This is a genomic window from Tritonibacter horizontis (assembly GCF_001518015.1).
Lineage (GTDB): Bacteria > Pseudomonadota > Alphaproteobacteria > Rhodobacterales > Rhodobacteraceae > Epibacterium > Epibacterium horizontis.
Window position 1 is genome coordinate 19989 of record NZ_LPUY01000085.1, and the last position, 19315, is coordinate 39303.

At 62.7% G+C, this 19315-nt stretch carries 20 protein-coding genes; 13 read left to right on the plus strand and 7 right to left on the minus strand.

Features of this window, described 5'->3' with window-relative positions:
• Positions 1-67 precede the first annotated feature (67 nt).
• Positions 68-595, plus strand: a complete 528-nt coding sequence (locus tag TRIHO_RS16410; protein ID WP_068246067.1) for a prolyl-tRNA synthetase associated domain-containing protein — start codon at positions 68-70, stop codon at positions 593-595.
• Positions 596-715: 120 nt separating this feature from the next.
• On the opposite strand, the gene TRIHO_RS16415 is transcribed toward TRIHO_RS16410, so the two are convergent.
• Complete coding sequence (locus tag TRIHO_RS16415; RefSeq protein ID WP_068246070.1) at positions 716-1297, minus strand: FMN-dependent NADH-azoreductase; 582 nt, start codon at positions 1295-1297, stop codon at positions 716-718.
• A 128-nt stretch (positions 1298-1425) separates the two neighbouring features.
• On the opposite strand from TRIHO_RS16415, the gene TRIHO_RS16420 reads away from it, so the two are divergent.
• A complete protein-coding gene (locus TRIHO_RS16420) occupies positions 1426-2304 on the plus strand; it encodes a LysR family transcriptional regulator (protein ID WP_068246073.1) in 879 nt (292 codons plus the stop codon).
• A complete protein-coding gene (locus TRIHO_RS16425) occupies positions 2304-3230 on the plus strand; it encodes a DMT family transporter (RefSeq protein ID WP_082705173.1) in 927 nt (308 codons plus the stop codon). The genes TRIHO_RS16420 and TRIHO_RS16425 overlap by 1 nt, the downstream gene beginning before the upstream one ends.
• A 34-nt stretch (positions 3231-3264) precedes the next feature.
• Here TRIHO_RS16425 and TRIHO_RS16430 read toward each other — a convergent pair whose 3' ends face one another.
• Positions 3265-3618 carry an ArsR/SmtB family transcription factor gene (locus TRIHO_RS16430; RefSeq protein ID WP_068246076.1) on the minus strand — a complete coding sequence of 118 codons (354 nt, stop codon included), beginning with the start codon at positions 3616-3618 and terminating at the stop codon, positions 3265-3267.
• 87 nt (positions 3619-3705) lie between these two features.
• On the opposite strand from TRIHO_RS16430, the gene TRIHO_RS16435 reads away from it, so the two are divergent.
• From TRIHO_RS16435 to TRIHO_RS16465, 7 genes are all read left to right on the plus strand, one after another.
• Positions 3706-4593: a DMT family transporter gene (locus tag TRIHO_RS16435; RefSeq protein ID WP_068246079.1), complete on the plus strand. Its 888-nt coding sequence runs from the start codon at positions 3706-3708 to the stop codon at positions 4591-4593.
• A gap of 200 nt (positions 4594-4793) precedes the next feature.
• Positions 4794-5144 carry an AtpZ/AtpI family protein gene (locus TRIHO_RS16440; protein WP_408646195.1) on the plus strand — a complete coding sequence of 117 codons (351 nt, stop codon included), beginning with the start codon at positions 4794-4796 and terminating at the stop codon, positions 5142-5144.
• Positions 5145-5182: 38 nt separating this feature from the next.
• On the plus strand, positions 5183-5986 hold the full coding sequence (locus TRIHO_RS16445) for a F0F1 ATP synthase subunit A (RefSeq protein ID WP_068246080.1): 804 nt from the start codon (positions 5183-5185) through the stop codon (positions 5984-5986).
• Between the two features lie 65 nt (positions 5987-6051).
• Positions 6052-6276, plus strand: coding sequence for a F0F1 ATP synthase subunit C (locus tag TRIHO_RS16450; RefSeq protein ID WP_005636439.1), 225 nt, complete (start codon positions 6052-6054; stop codon positions 6274-6276).
• An 86-nt stretch (positions 6277-6362) separates the two neighbouring features.
• Positions 6363-6932: a F0F1 ATP synthase subunit B' gene (locus TRIHO_RS16455; protein ID WP_068246081.1), complete on the plus strand. Its 570-nt coding sequence runs from the start codon at positions 6363-6365 to the stop codon at positions 6930-6932.
• Between the two features lie 4 nt (positions 6933-6936).
• The gene (locus TRIHO_RS16460; protein WP_068246088.1) at positions 6937-7494 is read left to right on the plus strand and encodes a F0F1 ATP synthase subunit B; all 558 of its coding nucleotides are present in this window, start codon (positions 6937-6939) and stop codon (positions 7492-7494) included.
• A 176-nt stretch (positions 7495-7670) separates the two neighbouring features.
• Positions 7671-8483, plus strand: a complete 813-nt coding sequence (locus TRIHO_RS16465) for a phosphate ABC transporter ATP-binding protein (protein WP_068246091.1) — start codon at positions 7671-7673, stop codon at positions 8481-8483.
• A 6-nt stretch (positions 8484-8489) separates the two neighbouring features.
• On the opposite strand, the gene TRIHO_RS16470 is transcribed toward TRIHO_RS16465, so the two are convergent.
• The gene (locus TRIHO_RS16470) at positions 8490-9257 is read right to left on the minus strand and encodes a FadR/GntR family transcriptional regulator (RefSeq protein WP_068246094.1); all 768 of its coding nucleotides are present in this window, start codon (positions 9255-9257) and stop codon (positions 8490-8492) included.
• A gap of 152 nt (positions 9258-9409) precedes the next feature.
• On the opposite strand from TRIHO_RS16470, the gene TRIHO_RS16475 reads away from it, so the two are divergent.
• Positions 9410-10624: an aminotransferase-like domain-containing protein gene (locus TRIHO_RS16475; RefSeq protein WP_068246098.1), complete on the plus strand. Its 1215-nt coding sequence runs from the start codon at positions 9410-9412 to the stop codon at positions 10622-10624.
• Positions 10625-10753: 129 nt separating this feature from the next.
• Complete coding sequence (locus tag TRIHO_RS16480) at positions 10754-14209, plus strand: chromosome segregation SMC family protein (RefSeq protein WP_068246101.1); 3456 nt, start codon at positions 10754-10756, stop codon at positions 14207-14209.
• A 65-nt stretch (positions 14210-14274) separates the two neighbouring features.
• Here the strand turns inward: TRIHO_RS16480 and TRIHO_RS16485 are convergent, their stop codons facing one another.
• The 4 genes from TRIHO_RS16485 to TRIHO_RS16500 form a co-directional block, all read right to left on the minus strand.
• Positions 14275-15486 carry a lytic murein transglycosylase gene (locus TRIHO_RS16485; RefSeq protein ID WP_068246105.1) on the minus strand — a complete coding sequence of 404 codons (1212 nt, stop codon included), beginning with the start codon at positions 15484-15486 and terminating at the stop codon, positions 14275-14277.
• 39 nt (positions 15487-15525) lie between these two features.
• On the minus strand, positions 15526-16437 hold the full coding sequence (gene cbiB / locus TRIHO_RS16490; RefSeq protein WP_068246112.1) for an adenosylcobinamide-phosphate synthase CbiB: 912 nt from the start codon (positions 16435-16437) through the stop codon (positions 15526-15528).
• The gene (gene cobD, locus TRIHO_RS16495) at positions 16434-17435 is read right to left on the minus strand and encodes a threonine-phosphate decarboxylase CobD (protein WP_068246115.1); all 1002 of its coding nucleotides are present in this window, start codon (positions 17433-17435) and stop codon (positions 16434-16436) included. The genes cbiB and cobD overlap by 4 nt, the downstream gene beginning before the upstream one ends.
• 118 nt (positions 17436-17553) lie before the next feature.
• Entirely contained in the window at positions 17554-18528 is a 975-nt protein-coding gene (locus TRIHO_RS16500; RefSeq protein ID WP_068246118.1) for a glutathione S-transferase family protein, read from the minus strand.
• Positions 18529-18789: 261 nt separating this feature from the next.
• On the opposite strand from TRIHO_RS16500, the gene TRIHO_RS16505 reads away from it, so the two are divergent.
• Positions 18790-19155, plus strand: a complete 366-nt coding sequence (locus TRIHO_RS16505) for a hypothetical protein (protein ID WP_068246121.1) — start codon at positions 18790-18792, stop codon at positions 19153-19155.
• The last annotated feature ends 160 nt before the right edge of the window (positions 19156-19315 follow it).

A 19315-nucleotide genomic window follows, 5' to 3' on the forward strand; every position in this document is an offset into this window, starting at 1 on the left:
CTTGCATCCAGCGGGCGGCTTCTGCCAGAAACACGAGGTTTCCAAACCCGCGCACGCAAGGATCCGCATGGACGCCTCTTCTCTTTATCAGGATAGCCTTCCAGTCACATCGGATGCGCTTTTGACGCAGTTGCAGGCCTGGGGGCTATCCTACACGCTGCATACCCATGTGCCCCTGCGCACCGTCGAAGAGTCCAAAACGGTGGAGGCGGATCTGCGCATAGAGGGCCAGCGGGTCCTGCGTCTGAAAAACCTCTTTTTGCGGGATCGCAAAAAACGCAACTATCTGGTGTCGCTTAATCAGGATCGAGAGATCGACCTCAAGGCGCTCGCGGCAGAGCTGGGCTGCGGGGGGCTGTCTTTTGGCTCCGCCGACCGCCTGATGGAATTCCTTGGCATTCGACCGGGCGCGGTCAGCCCCTTGGCGATGATCACCGGGGGGCCGAAGGGCGTGCGATTTGTCATGGACGCCGAAGCGCAGGTGGCCGATGTGATCTGCATGCATCCGCTGGTCAACGATCGCACCGTTGCGATGCCACGCGCCGAGGTGATGCGCTTTTTCGACCGGGTGTCGGTGGTGCCGCAATTCATCTGACGTTGTGGGCTTGGGCCCTGCCGGACGATGGCAATCGGGCGCCCGATGTGGGCGCCCTTTGGTCTTTGTATTGTCAGCCTTGTGTTGTCATCCGTGGCGCGGGTTTTGCAACCGTGCGCCTCAGGCGGCCAGGGCGGCAATCGCGTCCTGTGCCTTTTTGGCAGAGCCTTCGGCATCCACCATCTGCTGGTCGGCGGCGACAAGCTCTACCTCGGTCAGCCCGATGAACCCCAGCATGTGACGCAGATAGCGGCAGGCGAAATCAATGTCGGAACCAGCTTCGGTGCCGCCGGAGGCAATGACCAGAACCACCCGTTTGCCCGTCAGCAGACCTTCGGGGCCGGCCTCTGTGTAGCGGAATGTGACACCGGCGCGGGCGACAAGGTCGATCCAGGCCTTCAGGTTTGTGGGGACGGTAAAGTTGTAGATCGGCGCGCCCAGCACGATGGTGTCGGCGGCCTGAAGCTCGGCCACCAGGGTGTCCGACAGCGCCAGGGTGGCCTTTTGGTCGTCCGTGCGCTGGTCGGCGGGGGTGAAATTGGCGCCGATCCAGGCTTCGTCCAGCATTGGCAGCGGAGTCGCGAGGTCGCGGCGGATAACCTGTTTGGCGCCGAGACGTTCGACCACCTGGGCGGTCAGGTCCCGAGACGTGGAACCGCTAAGCCGCGCGGAGCTGTCGATGTGCAATACGGTTTGTGCCATTGGCTTGGTCCTTTTGAGGATATGTGATCTTGTGTGATTGAAAATGAGTATTTGCATCTGTGAACGCAATTCGTGATATTAAACATCGAGTGTGCACTGGTGCACTTTGAAGCGGCGCGAGGATCAGTTTGGACAATTGGGACGAAGTGCGCACAGCCTATCAGGTTGCGCGGCTGGGCACGGTGAGCGGCGCGGCAGATGTTCTGGGGGTGCACCATGCCACCGTGATCCGCCATATCGACGCGATTGAAACCCGTCTGGGGGTAAAGCTGTTTCAGCGCCACGCCCGGGGGTACACCGCGACAGAAGCGGGGTTGGATCTGTTGCGGGTGGCGCAGGCCACCGATGACCAGCTCAACCAGCTGGTGGGACGGCTGAAGGGGCAGGGGGATGAGGTCTCAGGCGATCTGGTCGTCACCTCCCTGTCGTCGATGGCGCCGATGCTTGCCCCAGCTTTGACAGAGTTCCAGCAGATGCACCCGGAACTGGTGATCCGCTATCTGACGGGGGACCGGTTGTTTCGGCTTGAATATGGCGAGGCGCATGTGGCGCTGCGGGCCGGCGCCGCGCCGGAACAGCCTGACAATGTGGTGCAGCCCTTCGTCGGTCAGCGGCTCGCGCTTTATGCGTCCAGCAGCTACGTCGCCAAACACGGCATGCTGAAGGGGCAGGAAGACATGGTGAACCACCGCTTTGTCGGCACCGACAATGAAAACACCCGCGCCCCGTTTGAGCGTTGGCTGCGCGCTGCGGTTCCGGCCGCGAATATCGTCTTTCGCTGTTCGGATGCCGGCGCAGGCCATCGGGCGATCCGTGCGGGCGCTGGCATCGGCTTCATTTCCCTGTGGGAGGCTGCGAGCTGTCCCGATCTGGTGATGATGATGGATCCGCGCGAAGAATGGACCGGCAAGATCTGGTTGGTGACCCATGTGGATCTGCACCGGACCAACAAGGTACAAAGCTTCGTGCGGTTCTTGAAAGAACACGCAAAGGATTGGCCGCAGTAATGAGCGTCGACAGCGGACAGATGTCTCAGCGCCGCGGTCTGAGCGACGACCGCAAGGGCCATTTGGCGATGTTGACGTTCTCGGCATTGGTGGCCGGGTCGTTCTCGCTGGGGGTCATGGTGGCGAATGAAATCGCGCCTGCGGCCTTGAATGCGGCGCGGTTTGTGCTGGCGGGGGTCCTGATCGGTGCCGCTGCGGCGATCGGCCCGGGGCTGAAGCGGGCTGATTTCGCGGCGCCCTGGCGCTACCTGCTGATCGGCAGTGTCTTCTCGCTCTATTTCGTCTTGATGTTTTACGGGTTGAAAACGGCCGCGCCGGTCAGTGCGGCGGCGGTCTTTACCCTGACGCCGGTGATGAGCGGTGTCTTTGGCTGGCTGATCCTGCGGCAGGTCACCACCCCGCGCATGGCGCTGGCGCTGGCCATCGGTGGCGTCGGGGCGCTTTGGGTGATCTTGCGGGCGGATGTTTCTGCGCTGCTTGCGTTTGAAATCGGGCGCGGCGAGATGATTTATTTTGTCGGCTGTATCGCCCATGCGATTTACCCGCCGCTGGTGCGTCGCCTGAACCGGGGCGAGCCGGCGCTGGTGTTTACCTTTGGCATGCTGGTGGCCGGCGCTCTGGTGCTGATCCTGTTCGGCTGGCGCGATTTGCGCGCGACGGATTGGGCGGGGCTCAAGCCGATTGTCTGGATCGGGTTGCTCTACCTGTCGTTCTGCGCCTCGGCCTTTACTTTCGTGCTCTTGCAATACGCCGCGATGCGGCTGCCCGCGGCCAAGGTCATGGCGTATACTTATCTTGTGCCGACATGGGTCATTGTCTGGGAGATCGCCCTTGGGCGGGCCTGGCCGAGCGGGTTGATCCTGGGAGGGGTCGCCCTCAGCATCGTGGCCCTGGTCCTGCTGTTGAAGGACGAGAGCCGAGGTTGAATCGGCGGGTCTGTTGGCGCTGGATTGCCGCGCTTTAAAGCTCGTCCTCCTGGGGCGAGGGCGCTGCAGGGTTCAGTTCGCTTTCGAGGAACCGTTCGAAGGCGTCGAGGTTCACCGGTTCGAACTGACCGAACCCCTGCATCCAGACCGAGGCCGCGCGCAGGGCGTCCGGCTCCAGCTTGCACCATTTCACCCGGCCGCGTTTTTCCTGCGTGATCAGACCTGCGCGGGTCAGGATGGTCAGATGTTTTGAAATCGCTGCCAGCGACATTTCAAACGGGTCTGCGACATCGGTCACGGCCATGTCATCCTCAAGCAGCATCGACAGGATCGCCCGACGGGTCGGGTCGGCAAGGGCCGCAAAAACTGTGTCGAGCGTTTCGGTCATGGCGACCACTCCTAATGCGCAGGAGCCGGGTCGACAATCCCGAAGCCGCAGCGCACAAGAGCGCCAACTGTTGAAAGGGAGGTCAGCATGGGGCTGCGCGACTGGGCGATTATCGTTATCCTTGGCATCGGCTGGGGCATGTCGTTCATGTTCAACGCGGTGCTGCTGCGTGAACTTGACCCGCTGTGGATTTCCACCGGGCGGGTCGGTTTTGGCGCGCTGGGCTGCTGGATCTTCCTGTTGGGACGGGGACGGCGCTGGCAGGTCTCGCCGGGGCGGGCGCTTGGTCTGGCAGGCTTTGGCATGTTGAGCTATGCGGCGCCGTTTACGTTTTATGCGATTGGCCAGCAGCATATTGCCAGCGGCGTTGCCGGTATCGTCAACGCAAGCACTCCGGCGCTGGCCGTCTTGGTCACCCATTTCTGGCCGGGTGGCGAGCGGGCAAGCTGGCGCAAGAGCCTCGGTGTGGCGGCGGGGATTGGCGGCATCGTGATCCTGTCCCTGCCAGTCCTGCACGCGGGCGAGCCGTCTGCGATCTGGGCCGTCTGCATCACCCTTGGCGCCCCGCTGTGCTATGCGTTTTCGGTCAATGTCGCCCGCCAGTTCCGCGCCATGGAATCCGTGGTGCTGGTGGCCTGGGCGCTGACCGGGGCCACGCTGGTGATGCTGCCCCTGGCGGTGCAGAGCGAAGGGCTGCCGCCGGCGCTCAGCCTGCAGGCCTGGGGGGCCTTGGCCTTTATCGGGTTCGTGCTGACCTCGGCGGCCTTCATCGCGATGTACTGGGTGCTGCCGCGTGTGGGGCCGACCAACATCACCCTGCCCACGCTGATTGCTCCGACCTCTGCCCTGACCCTCGGCGTGCTGGTGCTGGACGAGACCTTGGCGCCGAGCCATCTGCTGGGGCTTTTTGCCATCCTTTTTGGTCTGTTGCTGATCGATGGCCGTCTGTTCCGGCGGCGTGTTGGTGTGGCGTGATTTCAAGATCAACCAAATGGTTGAATATCAAAAACCGGCCGGTTTGGCGTCATCGGCGCGGCATGCCGCGTCGCGAGAGGCCTGATGAATTCGCTCAAGTGGTTACAAACAGTGAATAATCATAACTTTCCGGAACGGTCTATGCGCAATTGACTCTAAGCGGGGGACCGCTTAGCAACAGCGACAGAATTCGGGTGAGGATGCGTCCGTTGATCGACGATGACCAAAAGCAGCGCTTGGCGCAGCTTGAGGAAAAGCTGGCGGCCGCCAAACAGGCGCACGAGACGCCAGCGCCACGCGCGGATGAACACTATTCGATGGCCAATCAGGCCTGGCGGATGGTGACGGAATTGGTGGCCGGTCTGGTGATCGGTCTCAGCATCGGATACGGGCTGGACTTCCTTTTTGGAACGATGCCCATCTTCATGGTGCTGTTCTTAATGCTGGGTCTGGCCGCCGGGGTGAAGGTAATGCTCCGCAGCGCACGCGAGATTCAGGACAAACAAATGGCCGAGGCGGACAAGCACGCCAAAGCTGACAAAGACGTATGAATGTCGGGCCAGCGCCCGGCGACAGGAGAAGCGGAACGATGGGCAAACTGTTCTTTTACGTAGCTTTGGCTCTGGTGCTCGTATCGGGCCTTGTGTTCGCACCCGAACATGCCGGTCTGGCGATCCATCCGATGGATCAGTTCACCGTTAAGGCGCTCTTTGGCGGCGATCACGTTGCCTGGTACACGCCCACCAACGTCACCCTCTGGATGTTCCTGGCCATCGGCGCGATCTTCGTCCTGCTGGTCATGGGCTCTGCCAACCGCGGTATCGTTCCGTCGCGGGCACAGTCCATCGCCGAGCTGGCCTACGGGTTTATCTACAAGATGGTTGAAGACGTGGCCGGCAAGGATGCCGTCAAGTTCTTCCCATACATCATGACCCTGTTCATGTTCATCGTGACCGCCAACTTCCTCGGCCTGATCCCGATGTCCTTCACCACCACGTCGCATTTCGCTGTGACCGGCGTGCTGGCTGTCGTTGTCTTCGTCGCCATCACCATCACTGGCTTCGTTCTGCATGGGGTCAAATTCCTCGGCCTGTTCTGGGTCAGCTCCGCCCCGCTGGCGCTGCGTCCCATCCTGGCCCTGATCGAGGTGATTTCCTACTTCGTGCGCCCCGTGAGCCTCTGCATTCGTCTGGCAGGCAACATCATGGCGGGCCACGCGGTTCTCAAAGTTTTTGCAGGGTTTGCCGGCGCACTTGGTGCAGCCTCTTTCCTGCCGATTTTCGCCATCAGCGCCTTCTATGCGCTGGAGGTACTCGTGGCCTTCATTCAGGCCTACGTGTTCACCATTCTGACCTGCGTCTATCTCAAGGACGCGCTGCACCCGTCGCACTAAACCCCGCACGGACTGCTGGTCTGAACTACCAATCTGCAACTTCCAAATCGTAAGGAGATACTATCATGGAAGGCGATCTCGCATACATCGGCGCTGGCCTGGCTGGCATGGGTACTGGTATTGCTGCTCTTGGTGTTGGCAACGTTGCTGCTAACTTCCTGGCAGGCGCGCTGCGCAACCCCTCTGCAGCTGCGTCCCAAACCGCAACTCTCTTCATCGGCATCGCATTCGCGGAAGCTCTGGGCATCTTCTCGTTCCTGGTTGCTCTGCTGCTGATGTTCGCCGTCTAAGACCTTCGGAATCTTTTTCCTTACGGCCGGGCGGAGTGCCAACCGCGCCCCGCCCGGTGTAACGGCAAGTTCCATAGGAGGACGACATGGCATCTAATACGCATGACGCAGGTCATGGGGCTGCCGACGCGGCACACGGCGCAGCAGATGCTGCCGCCCACGGTTCTTCCGGCATGCCGCAGCTGGATTTCTCGACCTACGGAAACCAGATCTGGTGGCTTCTGGTCACGCTTGTCGTGATCTACCTTATCCTCTCGCGCGTTGCGCTGCCTCGTATCGCAGCGATCCTCAACGAGCGTCAGGGCACCATCACCAATGACCTCGCCGCGGCTGAAGATCTCAAAGCCAAGGCAGTAGAGGCCGAAAACGCTTATAACAAGGCTCTGGCGGATGCCCGGGCCGAGGCGCAGCGCATCGCCGCCGAGACCCGGGCTGAAATTCAGGCCGAAGTAGACGAAGCGATCGCCAAAGCGGATGCGGAAATTGCTGCCAAGACAGCAGAATCCGAAACCGCCATCGCCGAAATCCGCGCCACGGCGCTGGATAATGTGAAACTCGTCGCCTCCGACACCGCCTCGGCCCTGGTCGAAGCACTTGGTGGCAAGGACGATACGAAACTCATCGCGGCTGCGGTCGCCGAACGGACGGAGGGCTAAGAACATGCGCAACACCATTGCACTGGCTCTGACACTTCTGTCCACCACGCCCGCCTTCGCGGCTGGTGGTGGCGCCAACCTCGGCAACACCGATTTTGTCGTGATCCTCGCCTTTGTCCTGTTTGTTGGCATCCTGCTCGCTGCCAAAGTGCCGTCTATGATCGGCAAGCAGTTGGACAATCGTGCGGACAGCATCAAGGCAGAGCTGGAAGAGGCGCGTGCGCTTCGTGAAGAGGCCCAGACCCTTCTGGCCTCCTACGAGCGCAAGCAGCAAGACGTTCAGGCCCAGGCGGATCGCATCGTTGCCAACGCGCGCGATGAGGCGGCTGCGGCGGCTGAACAGGCCAAAGCAGAGCTGGAACGTTCGATTGCCCGCCGTCTGGCGGCTGCCGTCGAGCAGATCGCCTCTGCCGAAGCGGCTGCCGTGAAAGACGTGCGTGATCGGGCTATCGTCATCGCAATCGAGGTCGCCGATCAGGTGATCTCCAAGCAGATGACGGCCGCCGAAGCCAACAAGCTGATCGACGCCGCCATTCAGGACGTGGACACCAAACTGCACTGATCAGTCTGAGTCCAACAGATTTTCAAAAGCCCCGGCAGAAACGCCGGGGCTTTTGTTTTTTAAGCAGAAATTGCTCTGTTTTATGAAGTTTTTATGACGTCAACATTTGAGAGATGACCCGTTAACCCCGACGTGCGACATCCGGGGAAAACGACACTGTTCAGGACAGGCCGGGCATGTTTCACTCTCTTCCGCTCCATCAATCGCTTGCGTCGGTCGCGCCACCCGTCGAAACGGTGATCTCGCTTCAGAACTTTGGCATCGCTCTGGATCGCAAGCAGGTGTTGTCCGACATCACGTTTGATCTCCGCAGAGGAGAGGTTCTGGGGCTGATTGGTCGGGCCGGGGCGGGAAAGTCGGCGCTGCTGCGCGCCATTGTCCGCTTGCTGGATGAAAGCCGGGGCGCCGCGACCCAGGGGAGGCTGCGCTATCTGGATCACGACATTTATGACCCGCACTGTGATCTGCCGCACCTGCGCCGGATGATTGCATTTGTGCCGCAACAGGTGACCCCTTTTCCGACCTCGATCTGGGACAATATCGCATATGGGGCGCGGCTGCACCGGATCGCCATGGACAAGGCGTCGATGGCGGATCTGGTCGAAGAGACCCTGCGGCGCTGCCATCTGTGGCATGTGGTCCGCGACGATCTTCATCGCAGGCGGGGAACCGATCTGCCAGTGCACCAGCAGCGGTTGCTCTGTCTTGCACGGGCACTTGCAGTTCGGCCGGAGGTCTTGTTGCTGGACCGGACCACGGGGTCCATTGACCAGACGGAGCTGGCTCTTTTGAATCAACTCGTGGGCGAGCTGAAGGCGGATCATACGATTGTTCTGGTGACGCCGACGCTGGCGGAAACGGCGCAGATCGCGGATCGCGTCGCCCATCTGGAACAGGGGCGACTGGTGGAAATCGACACGGCAGAAATGATCTTTACCGCCGCCCTGCACCCGGATACCCGCACGTTTATCGACAGCACCGCGGTCTAGGCGGGCCTAGCGCGACAGCTCGTGCTGCAGGCGCTGCGCTGCGATTTCAGCATTGCGGTCGGCGCGGATCTGCTCTTCCAATGCTTGTTTCACATAGTCGAGATGGGTTTCGACCGCTTGCCGCGCCGCCTTTGGGTCCCGCGCCTGCAGGGCGGCGTTGATCGCATGGTGCTGCTCGATCAGCGCGTCAAAACTGGTGTGTTGATTGAACATGACGCGCCGGTTGTAGAACACCCCCTTGCGCAGCATGTCGAACATGGAGCGCATCATATGCAGCAGGACGACGTTATGGCTCGCCTCTAGGATGGCGGAATGAAACTGCGCATCCAGCTCGGCGGCGTCTTCGGACTGCCCCGGATCGCCGGCCTGTTTCATCTTGTCAAAGATCGCCTGGATCACCTCCAGATCGGCGTCCGAGCCGAACTTGGCGGCGCGCTCTGCCGCCAGACCTTCCAGATCGCGGCGAAAGGACAGGTAGTCGAACACCGCTTCGTCATCGCTCGAAAACAACTGGATCAGGGCGGGGGAAAAGGCAGACCCAAGCACATCCGCCACGAACACCCCGGACCCGGCCCGGCTGGCCAGCAACCCACGGTCCTGCAGATCCGACAGGGCATCGCGCAGCGAGGGCCGCGACACGCCAAGCCGCTCTGAGAGTTCGCGTTCCGAGGGAAGACGTTCGCCTGGACGCAAAATTCCGCGCAGGATCAGCTTCTCGATCTGGCGCACCACCGCCGCCGAGAGTTTTTCGGGCTGAACTTTTTGAAAGGGCATATCGGGTCTCTGTTTTTGAATTGGTAAACTCATATGACCACTTTGTCACCCGTCTCGCAAGATCACGAAGGGTGAAATAATAGGTCAGTACTATTGACATGTTTTCCCGTTTTGTGTCGTTAGCAAGCAGGCGAGGAAAGGAAATAACCAAAATGAGTCTCTCAGCGCAATTTGCGAAACGAATGTCCCGCATGAAAGCATCAGAAATTCGCGAGCTTCTGAAGTTGCTGGATCAGCCTGGCATGTTGTCATTCGCCGGCGGTATCCCGGACCCGGCCCTGTTTCCTGCGGAGGCCTTTGCCGAGGCCTTTCAGGATGCGCTCAGCCCCGGTCGTCAGGCCAGGTCGTTGCAATATTCCGTCAGCGAGGGCTATCTGCCACTGCGGGAATGGATCGCCGATCACATGGCAACGCTCGGGGTGACCTGTGGGCCGGAACAGGTGCTGATCACCTCCGGGTCGCAGCAGGCGCTCGATTACCTTGGCAAGCTGTTCCTCAGCCCGAATGATACCGCGCTGGTGGGCTGGCCCACGTACCTGGGTGCCATTGCTGCCTTCAATGCTTATGAGCCTCGGTTCGATCAGCTTAGAATTGGCGACAACCAACCACCGGTCTCTTATGCGATTGCGGCAGAGGTGGCCGGTGGCCGGGTGAAATTTGCCTATCTCAGCCCGGACTTTGCCAATCCCACCGGCGAGACGCTGACGCAGGCAGAGCGGCTTGCGGTGCTGGATGTGGCCGAGGCGCTGAATTGCGCCGTGATCGAGGATGCGGCCTATCAGGCGCTTCGGTATGAGGGGGAGCCGGTGGCGCCGATTCTGGCCCTTGAACAGGCCCGGAAGGGCGGCGACCTGGAGGCCTGTCGCACGATCTATTGCGGCACGTTTTCCAAAACCCTGTCGCCGGGATTGCGGGTCGGCTGGGTGGTTGCCGCCAGTCCGGTGATTGCGCAACTGGTGCTGATGAAACAGGCGGCGGACCTCCATTCCGCGACCCTGAACCAGATCGCCACCCATCAGGTCGCCGCCGCGCTCTATGAGAGCCACACCGCGACCCTGCGCGCGGTTTATGGCCGTCGCCGCGACGCGATGCTTCGGGCACTGGAGCAGCATATGCCCGCCGGTGTCAGCTGGGTGCGACCCGAGGGCGGCATGTTTGTCTGGCTGACGCTGCCGACGGGACAGGACGGCGCGGCGCTGTTGCAACGTGCACTTGCGCAGGAACAGGTGGCGTTTGTCCCCGGTCAGGCCTTTTTCGCCGATGGGTCCGGGGCCAACACCCTGCGTCTGAGCTTCTCCAACAGTTCCGAAACACAGATCGCCGAGGGCGTGGCCCGTTTGGGGCGGATCTTGTCAGAGCCCCAATGATTTGGGGGTTATCCACAAGATATAGTGTAGAGACCTATGGCTAAGTCCCGATTTTGCGGGACTTGCCGTTGACTCCCGCCGCTCAAGCCGATGTGATTTCTGGCAACGGAATCACCAGAAAGGGCGATCTTGCGTTTCTCCAAACTCCGGCTGACTGGCTTCAAAAGCTTTGTGGACCCCACCGACCTGATCATCGCGGATGGTCTGACTGGTGTTGTGGGCCCAAACGGCTGCGGCAAGTCCAACCTGCTGGAGGCCTTGCGCTGGGTGATGGGGGAAACGCGGGCCAAGGCGATGCGTGGCGGCGGCATGGAGGATGTGATCTTTGCCGGCACGGCCACTCGTCCGGCCCGCAATTTCGCTGAAGTCAGCCTGCAGATCGATAATTCCGAACGGCTCGCGCCCTCTGGATTCAACGACGCTGACCAGCTTGATATTGTGCGGCGGATCACCCGCGACATCGGTTCTGCCTATAAGGCGAACACCAAGGACGTGCGGGCCAAGGACGTGCAGATGCTGTTTGCGGATGCCTCGACCGGCGCCCATTCCCCGGCCCTGGTCCGGCAGGGGCAGATCTCCGAATTGATCAATGCCAAGCCCAAATCGCGCCGCCGTGTGCTGGAAGAGGCAGCGGGGATTTCCGGTCTCTATCAACGGCGCCATGAGGCGGAGCTGAAACTGCGCAGTACGGAACAAAACCTGCTGCGCGTCGATGATGTGATTGAACAGCTCGCCACCCAGTTGGGCCAGTTGGGGCGGCAGGCGAAACAGGCGCAACGCTACCGCGAGATCGGCGAAAAGCTGCGTCTGGCCGAAGGCATGCTGCTTTATCGGCGATGGCGCGAGGCTGACGATGCCCGGGCCCAGACCGAAGAAGATCTGCGGCTCCGGGTCACCCAAGCCGCCAAGGCCGAGGCTCTGGCGCGCGCGGCGGCGATCCAGCGGACAGAGGCCGAAGAGGGCCTGCCCCCGCTGCGCGAGGAGGAAGCGATCGCGGCGGCGGTGCTGCAACGTTTTGTCGTGCAGCGTGATGCGCTTTCGGATCAGGACGCGCAGGCGCGCCAGACCATCGAGCGGCTCAACAACCGGATCCTGCAACTTGGCAACGATATTGATCGCGAGTCCGGGCTGAACAAGGATGCCGGCGAAACCATCGAACGGCTGGAGTGGGAAAAACGCGAACTGGCCAAGGCCAGCGAGGGCCACGAGGACCGGATGGAAGAGGCGGCGGAGCGCGCCAAGGAGTCCGGTTCCGTGCTGCAAACGGGCGAGGACCATCTGGCGCAGGTGACCGAAGACGTTGCCCGTCTAGCCGCCCGCCACCAATCCGCCCAGCGTCTGGTCGAGGATTGCCGCCGTGCCTTCGACCGTGCCGAGGGCGAGGGCCGCAAGGCGCGCGAGGCGATGGCAGCTGCGCGCGCGGCCCTGGCCGGGTCACAAGACGCCTTTGCCGCTGCGGTCGAGGCCGAGGAAGAGGCGCGCGAGGCCGGCGAGATGGCCGAGGAGGCGCTGGCTGAGGCCGACGAGATGCGTACCGAAACCCAAGCCCAGGAAACCGAAGCGCGGGCCCAACGCTCCGAGGCAGAGGGAGAGCTGGGGGCCTTGCGGGCCGAGGTCACGGCGCTTGCGAAACTGGTCGAACGTGACACCGCGGAGGGCGGCCAGATCATGGACGACCTGCGGGTTACACCGGGCTATGAAAAGGCGCTGGGGGCGGCATTGGCCGATGATCTGCGGGCCCCGCTTGCGGACAGCGAGGGGCCGACAGGTTGGCTCAACCTTCCAGCCTATGCGCAGGATCTGCCGCTGCCGGCGGGCACCGATCCGCTGGCGAAATATGTGGACGGTCCGCAGGCGCTGTGGCGGCGGATTTCGCAGATTGCAGTGGTGGAGCCGGATCAGGCCGCTGATCTGCAGACGGATCTGAAACCGGGCCAGCGGCTAGTCACGCTTGAGGGCGACCTGTGGCGCTGGGACGGGTACCGGTCCTGGGCGGAGGATGCGCCCTCTGCCGCGGCCATGCGGCTAGAGCAGATGAACCGCCTCGAAGCGCTGAAACAGGACATGGCCCATGCCTCTGCCCGCGCCGAGGGGGCGCAGGCGGCGCATGAAAACCTGAAACGCAAGCTGGAAGAGGTGACCCGCGCCGACCAGAACGCCCGGCAGGCCCGGCGCGCCGCCGACCAGCGCGTTGCCGACGCCGCCCGCGCGCTCAGCCGTGCCGAGGCGGAGCGCAACCTTGCCGAAGGCAAACTGGAGAATTTTGCCATCGCCGTGGCGCGCCACGAGGAGGACGCGATGACCGCGAGCCTCCAGCTCAAGGAAGCGGAGACTGCGCAGGCTGGCCTTGGCAACCTGGCAGAGGCCCGCGCCAAGGTCGAGGACATCAAGCACAGCGTCGAGGCGGCGCGGATCACCATGCTGTCCCACCGTTCCGCGCATGACGAGTTGCGTCGCGAGGGCGAGGCCCGCACCAAACGGGCGCAGACCGTGACCAAGGAAATCTCCGGTTGGCGCTTGCGGCTCGAATCGGCTGGCAAACGCATTTCCGAGCTGGAAGAGCGGCGCGAGGCCAGCCAGGAAGAACTGGAAGACGCGCTGGCCGTCCCCGGTGAGATTGCGGAAATGCGCGAGGAGCTGAGCGAACAGATCGCCGATGCCGAAAGCCGCAAGGCCGCCGCCACCGATGCGCTGGTCGCGGCAGAGGGCGTGCTGCGCGAAGCCGTGCACAGCGAACGCGAAGCCGAGCGTCTGGCCTCTGAAGCGCGCGAAGCCCGCGCTCGTTCCGACGCCTTGTCGGAAGCCGCCCGTGAAACCATGGCCGCCGCCGCCGAGCGTATCGAAGAAGACATGCAAATGTCGCCGCAGGCGCTTTTTGACAAACTTGGCGTGCCCACCGAAGAGATGCCAAATGCCGAGGATCTGGAGGTCGAGGTCAACCGCCACAAACGCCAGCGCGACGCGCTCGGGGCGGTTAACTTGCGGGCCGAGGAAGATGCGCGCGAGGTTCAGGAAGAATACGATACGCTGGTGGCGGAAAAGCTGGACCTGGAGGAGGCGGTAAAGACGCTGCGCTCTGGAATTTCCTCGCTGAACCGGGAAGGGCGCGAACGGCTTTTGACCGCGTTTGAACAGGTCAACGCCTCTTTCACCATGCTGTTCACCCATCTGTTTGGTGGTGGTGAGGCGAACCTGTTGATGGTCGAAAGCGACGACCCGCTGGACGCCGGGCTGGAGATCATGTGCCAGCCACCGGGCAAGAAACTCTCGACCCTGTCGTTGCTGTCCGGTGGCGAACAGACGCTGACCGCAATGGCGCTGATCTTTGCCGTGTTCCTGTCAAATCCCGCGCCCATCTGCGTGCTGGACGAGGTCGACGCGCCGCTTGATGATGCCAATGTCACCCGGTTCTGCGACCTGCTGGACGAGATGTGCCGCCAGACCGACACGCGGTTCCTGATCATCACCCACCATGCGGTGACCATGGCGCGCATGGATCGGCTGTTTGGCGTCACCATGCAGGAAAAAGGCGTCAGCCAGCTGGTGTCGGTTGACCTGAAAAAGGCCGAAGCTCTGGTGGCATAGCGCCCCGGTCAAGGGACCAAAGGGCCGGCACCGGCCCCCTCTGGGCGTCGGCTTTTACCTGTCGGTCAGAGCGCGTTCAGCAGCGCTACCGTCGGCCAGGCGTCAGCAGGCAACCCCAGTCGCATCTGTTCCTTCTGCACGGCCAGCCGGGTATTGGCACCCAATATGCCATCGACCGCACCGACGTCGTGACCGCGCGCTTGCAGGCGGCGCTGCAGCGTCTTCATCTGTTCGCCCGACAGGCCCGCGTCCGGGGACCCCGCGTCGTACACATCGGCCCCGGCCAGGCGGGTGGCGAAATAGGCGGCGGTCAAAACATAGGTAAAGCTTTGATTCCATTCAAAATAGACATCAAAATTCGGATAGGCCAGAAAGGCCGGCCCTTTGTGGCCCTGCGGCAGCAGCAGCGAGGCCTTGGTGTCTTTCATCGCAAAACCGCCCCGGCGCGGCGCAACACCCATCGCGGACCATTCTGAGATCGGGGCCTCATAGGCGGGACCAGAGCGGGACACATCCATGCCCGCAGGCAGGGTCACCTCCTGCAGCCAGGGTTCATTCGGGCGCCAACCGAGATGGGACAGCATCCGGGCGCCAGACATCAGGGCATCGGCCGCCGAGGTCTTGAGGGTGACATGTCCATCGCCATCCGCATCGACCCCATGGGCGAGGATGTCTCCGGGCAGCATCTGCACCATGCCGATTTCACCAGCCCAGGCGCCGGTGGTGCCATTGGGTTCGAAATCACCCTGCCGGTAAAGCTCCAGCGCCGAGAAGATCTGTGGCCGGAACAGGTCCGGGCGACGACAGTCATGGGCCAGGGTTACCAGCGCGTTGCGGGTGTTGAAATCGCCCTGGAAGGCGCCATAGTCGGTCTCGAAAGCCCAGAAAGCCAACAGAACACTCCGGTCGATGCCATAGGTTGCTTCGATCCGGCCAAAGATATTGTCGAATTCCTGCGCCTTGCGCTGACCGCGGTTCAGGCGATCCTGCGAGATAAGGTGTCGGGAAAATTCAATGAATGGCTTCTGGAACACGCCTTGTGCGCGGTCGGCCCGCAGGACTTTGGGATCCTGTGCGACACCGTCAAAGAACCCGTTTACTGTTGCGATCGGATATCCTGCGGCGACCGCTTCGTCCTTAAGCCCGCGGATGAAATCCTGAAAGTTCCCGCCACATTGCGCGAAGGCAAGTCCGGGGGCCCCCGCCAGTGCGGCGGCCAGCACCGTTGTCAGGGCGGTGCGGCGCAGGACCGCTTTGAGGCTGGGCAGCACGCGCATGTTGTCGTCCTTCGGTCGGTTTGTTTCAGGGCACGTTATCTAGAACAGCAGGGACAATGCAACCGTCACCGCGAGGGCAAGCCCCCAAGATCGCCAGAGAAAACCGATGCAGCGCTGGATGGAATGGGCGTCGGCACTCTTGCTGCCGGTGGCATGGATCCAGGCAAAATCGCGCATCTCGCCGTCATAGGACCGTGGCCCGGCCAGCGCCACGTTGAGGGCGCGCGCCATCGCGGCTTCCGGCCAGCCGGCATTGGGGGAGCGGTGTTTCTGCGCATCCGCCGCGATGTCGCCCCAGTCGCTGAGACGGCCAGAGACCAGCGCGATCAGAAGGGCGCTCAGGCGGGCGGGGACCAGGTTCAGCAGATCGTCCAGACGCGCCGCCGCCCAGCCGAACTCTTCGTAGGCTTCGGTGCGGTAACCGATCATGCTGTCGGCGGTGTTGATCAGCTTGTAGATCAACACCCCCGGCAGGCCGGCGACCAGAAACCAGAACGCCGGGGCAATCACCCCGTCCGAGAAATTCTCGGCGCCGCTTTCGATGGCCGAGCGCGCCACTTGCGGCCCGGTCATCTGCGCGGTGTCCCGGCTGACGATCTGAGCCACGGCGGCGCGGCCGGAGGTCAGAGTGTCCCGCAAGCCAAAGGCGACGGCGCGCACATGGTCGATCAGCGAGCGTTGGGCGATCAGCACCGCCGCGATCAGCACGCTGACCACTCCGCCGAACCACGACAGGATCCAGCCCAGGATCAGCCCGGTGAGAACCAGCGCCAGCACAGCGGCAATTCCCTTGCCCCGGCGGCCTTCGCCATCGTTCAGGTGATCGTCAAGGGCCTGGACCAGCCGCCCCATCAGCACCGCCGGATGCGGCAGGCGCGACCAGAGCCATTTTGGTTCGCCTGCGACGGCGTCCAGAACCAGTGCAAGGGCCAGGACCAGGGCAGTATTCATGACAGGGCAGCCTCCAGCTGATGCCAGCGCGGCTCTGGCGGCAGGCCGAGGCGCAGGAAACGGGTCGAATAGGGAAAGATACGGCTCCAGACCTGGGCGCGGGCCAGACGGTCCTGCCAAGCTGCCGCATCTTCGACGTCATATAGCCGGAACAAATCCGTTCCGCCAACGGTCTGCGCCCCGGCCCGCTGCATCAACTGGTCAAGCCGCGAGGCCGCATCGGCCAGATAGCGGCGGGTGGCATCGGCCCAGTCCAGATCGCAGAGCGCCGCAGTTCCCACCCGCAGCGCCGGACCGGAAACGGCCCAGGGCCCCATGGCATCGCGCAGGGCTGCGATCAGATCCGGGTCGCCGATGGCAAACCCAAGCCGCAAACCTGCCAGCCCCCAGAATTTGCCAAAGCTTTTCAGCACCACGGTTCCGGGCAGCGCCGCGTGGGCGATCAGGCTCTGGGCCGGACAGATGTCGCAGAAGCTTTCGTCGATGACACAGAACGGCGCGGTCAATTCCTCGGCCAGCCACATGCGACCATCGGGATTGTTGGGATGCACGGCGACCTGCGCCTCTGCCGGGCCGGCGCTTTGGACCTGCCAGCCCTGTTGTGCAAATGCGGCGGCGTGCTCGTTATAGGTCGGGGTCTCGATCCGCACGCTGCGGGCCGGGCGGAGGGCGGGCAGGCGCGCGATCAGCGCCGAGGCCCCCGGCGCGGCGAGGATGTCGGCCCCCTCCGGCACGGACCAGAAGCGGCGGGCCGCCTCGATCAGCGCCATCTGCGCTGCGCGGTCGGGCAGGGCGGTCCAGTCCTCTGTCGTCAGCTGGGGCAGCGGATAGGGCGTCGGGTTGATCCCTGTCGACAGGTCGATCCAATCTGCCCGCCGCCCGCCGAATTTTGCCATCGCCGCGCCAAGGTTGCCGCCGTGGTCGCGGCCCGTCTCAGCCGTGCCTTCGGGGGCAGCGGTCTGCGGGCCGGATGTCGCGCTGATGCTCGGGTCTGCCATGGCGGGATGGCCTTTTGTCCTGTGCGGTCCCGCCCCGATATGTCTCAGCCTGCCGGATTATGCAAGCACGGCGGGTCCCCTGCGGTACAGGACGCAGGGGGCCCGCACAGGGCGCTGATCAGCCCCGGTTATGCGGGGCCGTCCAGTCCAGAACCGGGTTGATCGGCAGGATCCGGTTCGGATTGATGGTGTCGTGGCTGTAGTGGTAGTGCCGCACGATATGGGGCATCACGATGGTCTCGGCCACACCCGGCATCTGATAGAGTTCGCGCGTATAGGCCCAGAGGTTGGGGTAGTCGATCAACCGCCGCCGGTTGCATTTGAAATGCAAGTGATAGACCGGATCGAAGCGCACCAGGGTGGTAAAGAGCCGCCAGTCGGCCTCGGTCAGCCGGTCGCCGAGAAGATAACGATGCTGGCTCAGCACGTCTTCCAGCCAGTCCAGACTGTCAAACAGCGGCACCACGGCGGCGTCATAGGCCTCTTGCGTGGTGGCAAAGCCGGATTTGTAGACGCCGTTGTTCACGCTGTCATAGACGCGGGCATTGACCGCCTCGATCGGTTCGCGCAGCTCTTCGGGCCAGAGATCAAGCCTGTTGCCGGTGATCTCGTTGAAGGCCGAATTGAACATACGGATGATCTCGGCGCTTTCGTTGCTGACGATGGTATTGTTGGCCTTGTCCCAGAGCACCGGCACCGTCACCCGACCGGAATAGGTCGGGTCGGCCTTGGTATAGATCTGATGCATGTAGTCGAAGCCAAAAAGGGCGTCGCCGGTGGCCCCGCTATCATCCGTTTTGAAGGTCCAGCCCTTGTCCAGCATGTCGGGATGGACGGCCGAGACGCTGATATGGTCTTCCAGGCCTTTCAGCTTGCGAAAGATCAGGGTGCGATGGGCCCAGGGGCAGGCATAGGAAACATAAAGATGATAGCGGCCGCTTTCCGCCTTGAAGCCGTCCTGCCCATCTGGGCCGACGCTGCCATCTGCGGTCAGCCAGTTGCGGAACTGCGCCTCGGACCGTTTGAACGCGCCGCCTTGCGATTTCGTATCGTACCACACATCGTGCCATTCGCCGTCAACTAGCAGTCCCATCGTGGGCCCTTTCTCCTCTGGATCATGGGCAAAGGATAGGGAATGCGCGCCGTTGCGGCCACCTGTGCCGATGCGCAGCGACTATGCATCGACGCACAGCCATCGTCGGGCCTGCCTGACCTGGGGGATGGGACAGACGCACGGGCGCGGCAGGGGCACCACAGTCGGCACATTGCAGCGCAGGGCGCGGGGTCTTCACTTGATTTTAGCCCTTTTCACCTCAATCTTTAAATGGCTCGCAGAGTGCTGGAGGTGCTGCCCATGACCACATTTGTTCCCAAATCCGTGCAGGATGCCCTGGACCAGGCGCGCCTTCAGGACATGAAGAAAAAGAATCGCCTCCGGGTCCATGTGGGCGAGGAGATCTACCCGGTGCTGCGACAATGGAGCGGCGGGTTTTCGGTCGAGGCGGATGTGGTGCCGCAATTGCGCGGTCTCGTCGATCTCTACGATGGTGCGCGCCACCTGTCCCAGTGTCTGATCGTCGCGTCCGAGGCGGATCTGGGCGAGATGCGGTATGAATTCAAACGCGCGACTCCGGCAGCCGATGCCGCGCCGCTTGATTTCTACCGCGCCCCCGATGCGCCCATCGGTCTCTTGCGGCATGACACGCTTGGTGACGGCTGACCCCATGCGCGGACTCGGTTGAGCGTCGCTGCGCAGGTATGTGCAAGGACCGGACCGGACAGGCGGTGGTGCAGGCGGCGGCGCGACCGGTCGCAGCACAGTTTGCGGCGGGCGTGGATGACCACAGGAGGAGCAGAGGTGTTTCGCATTGGGCTTTGAA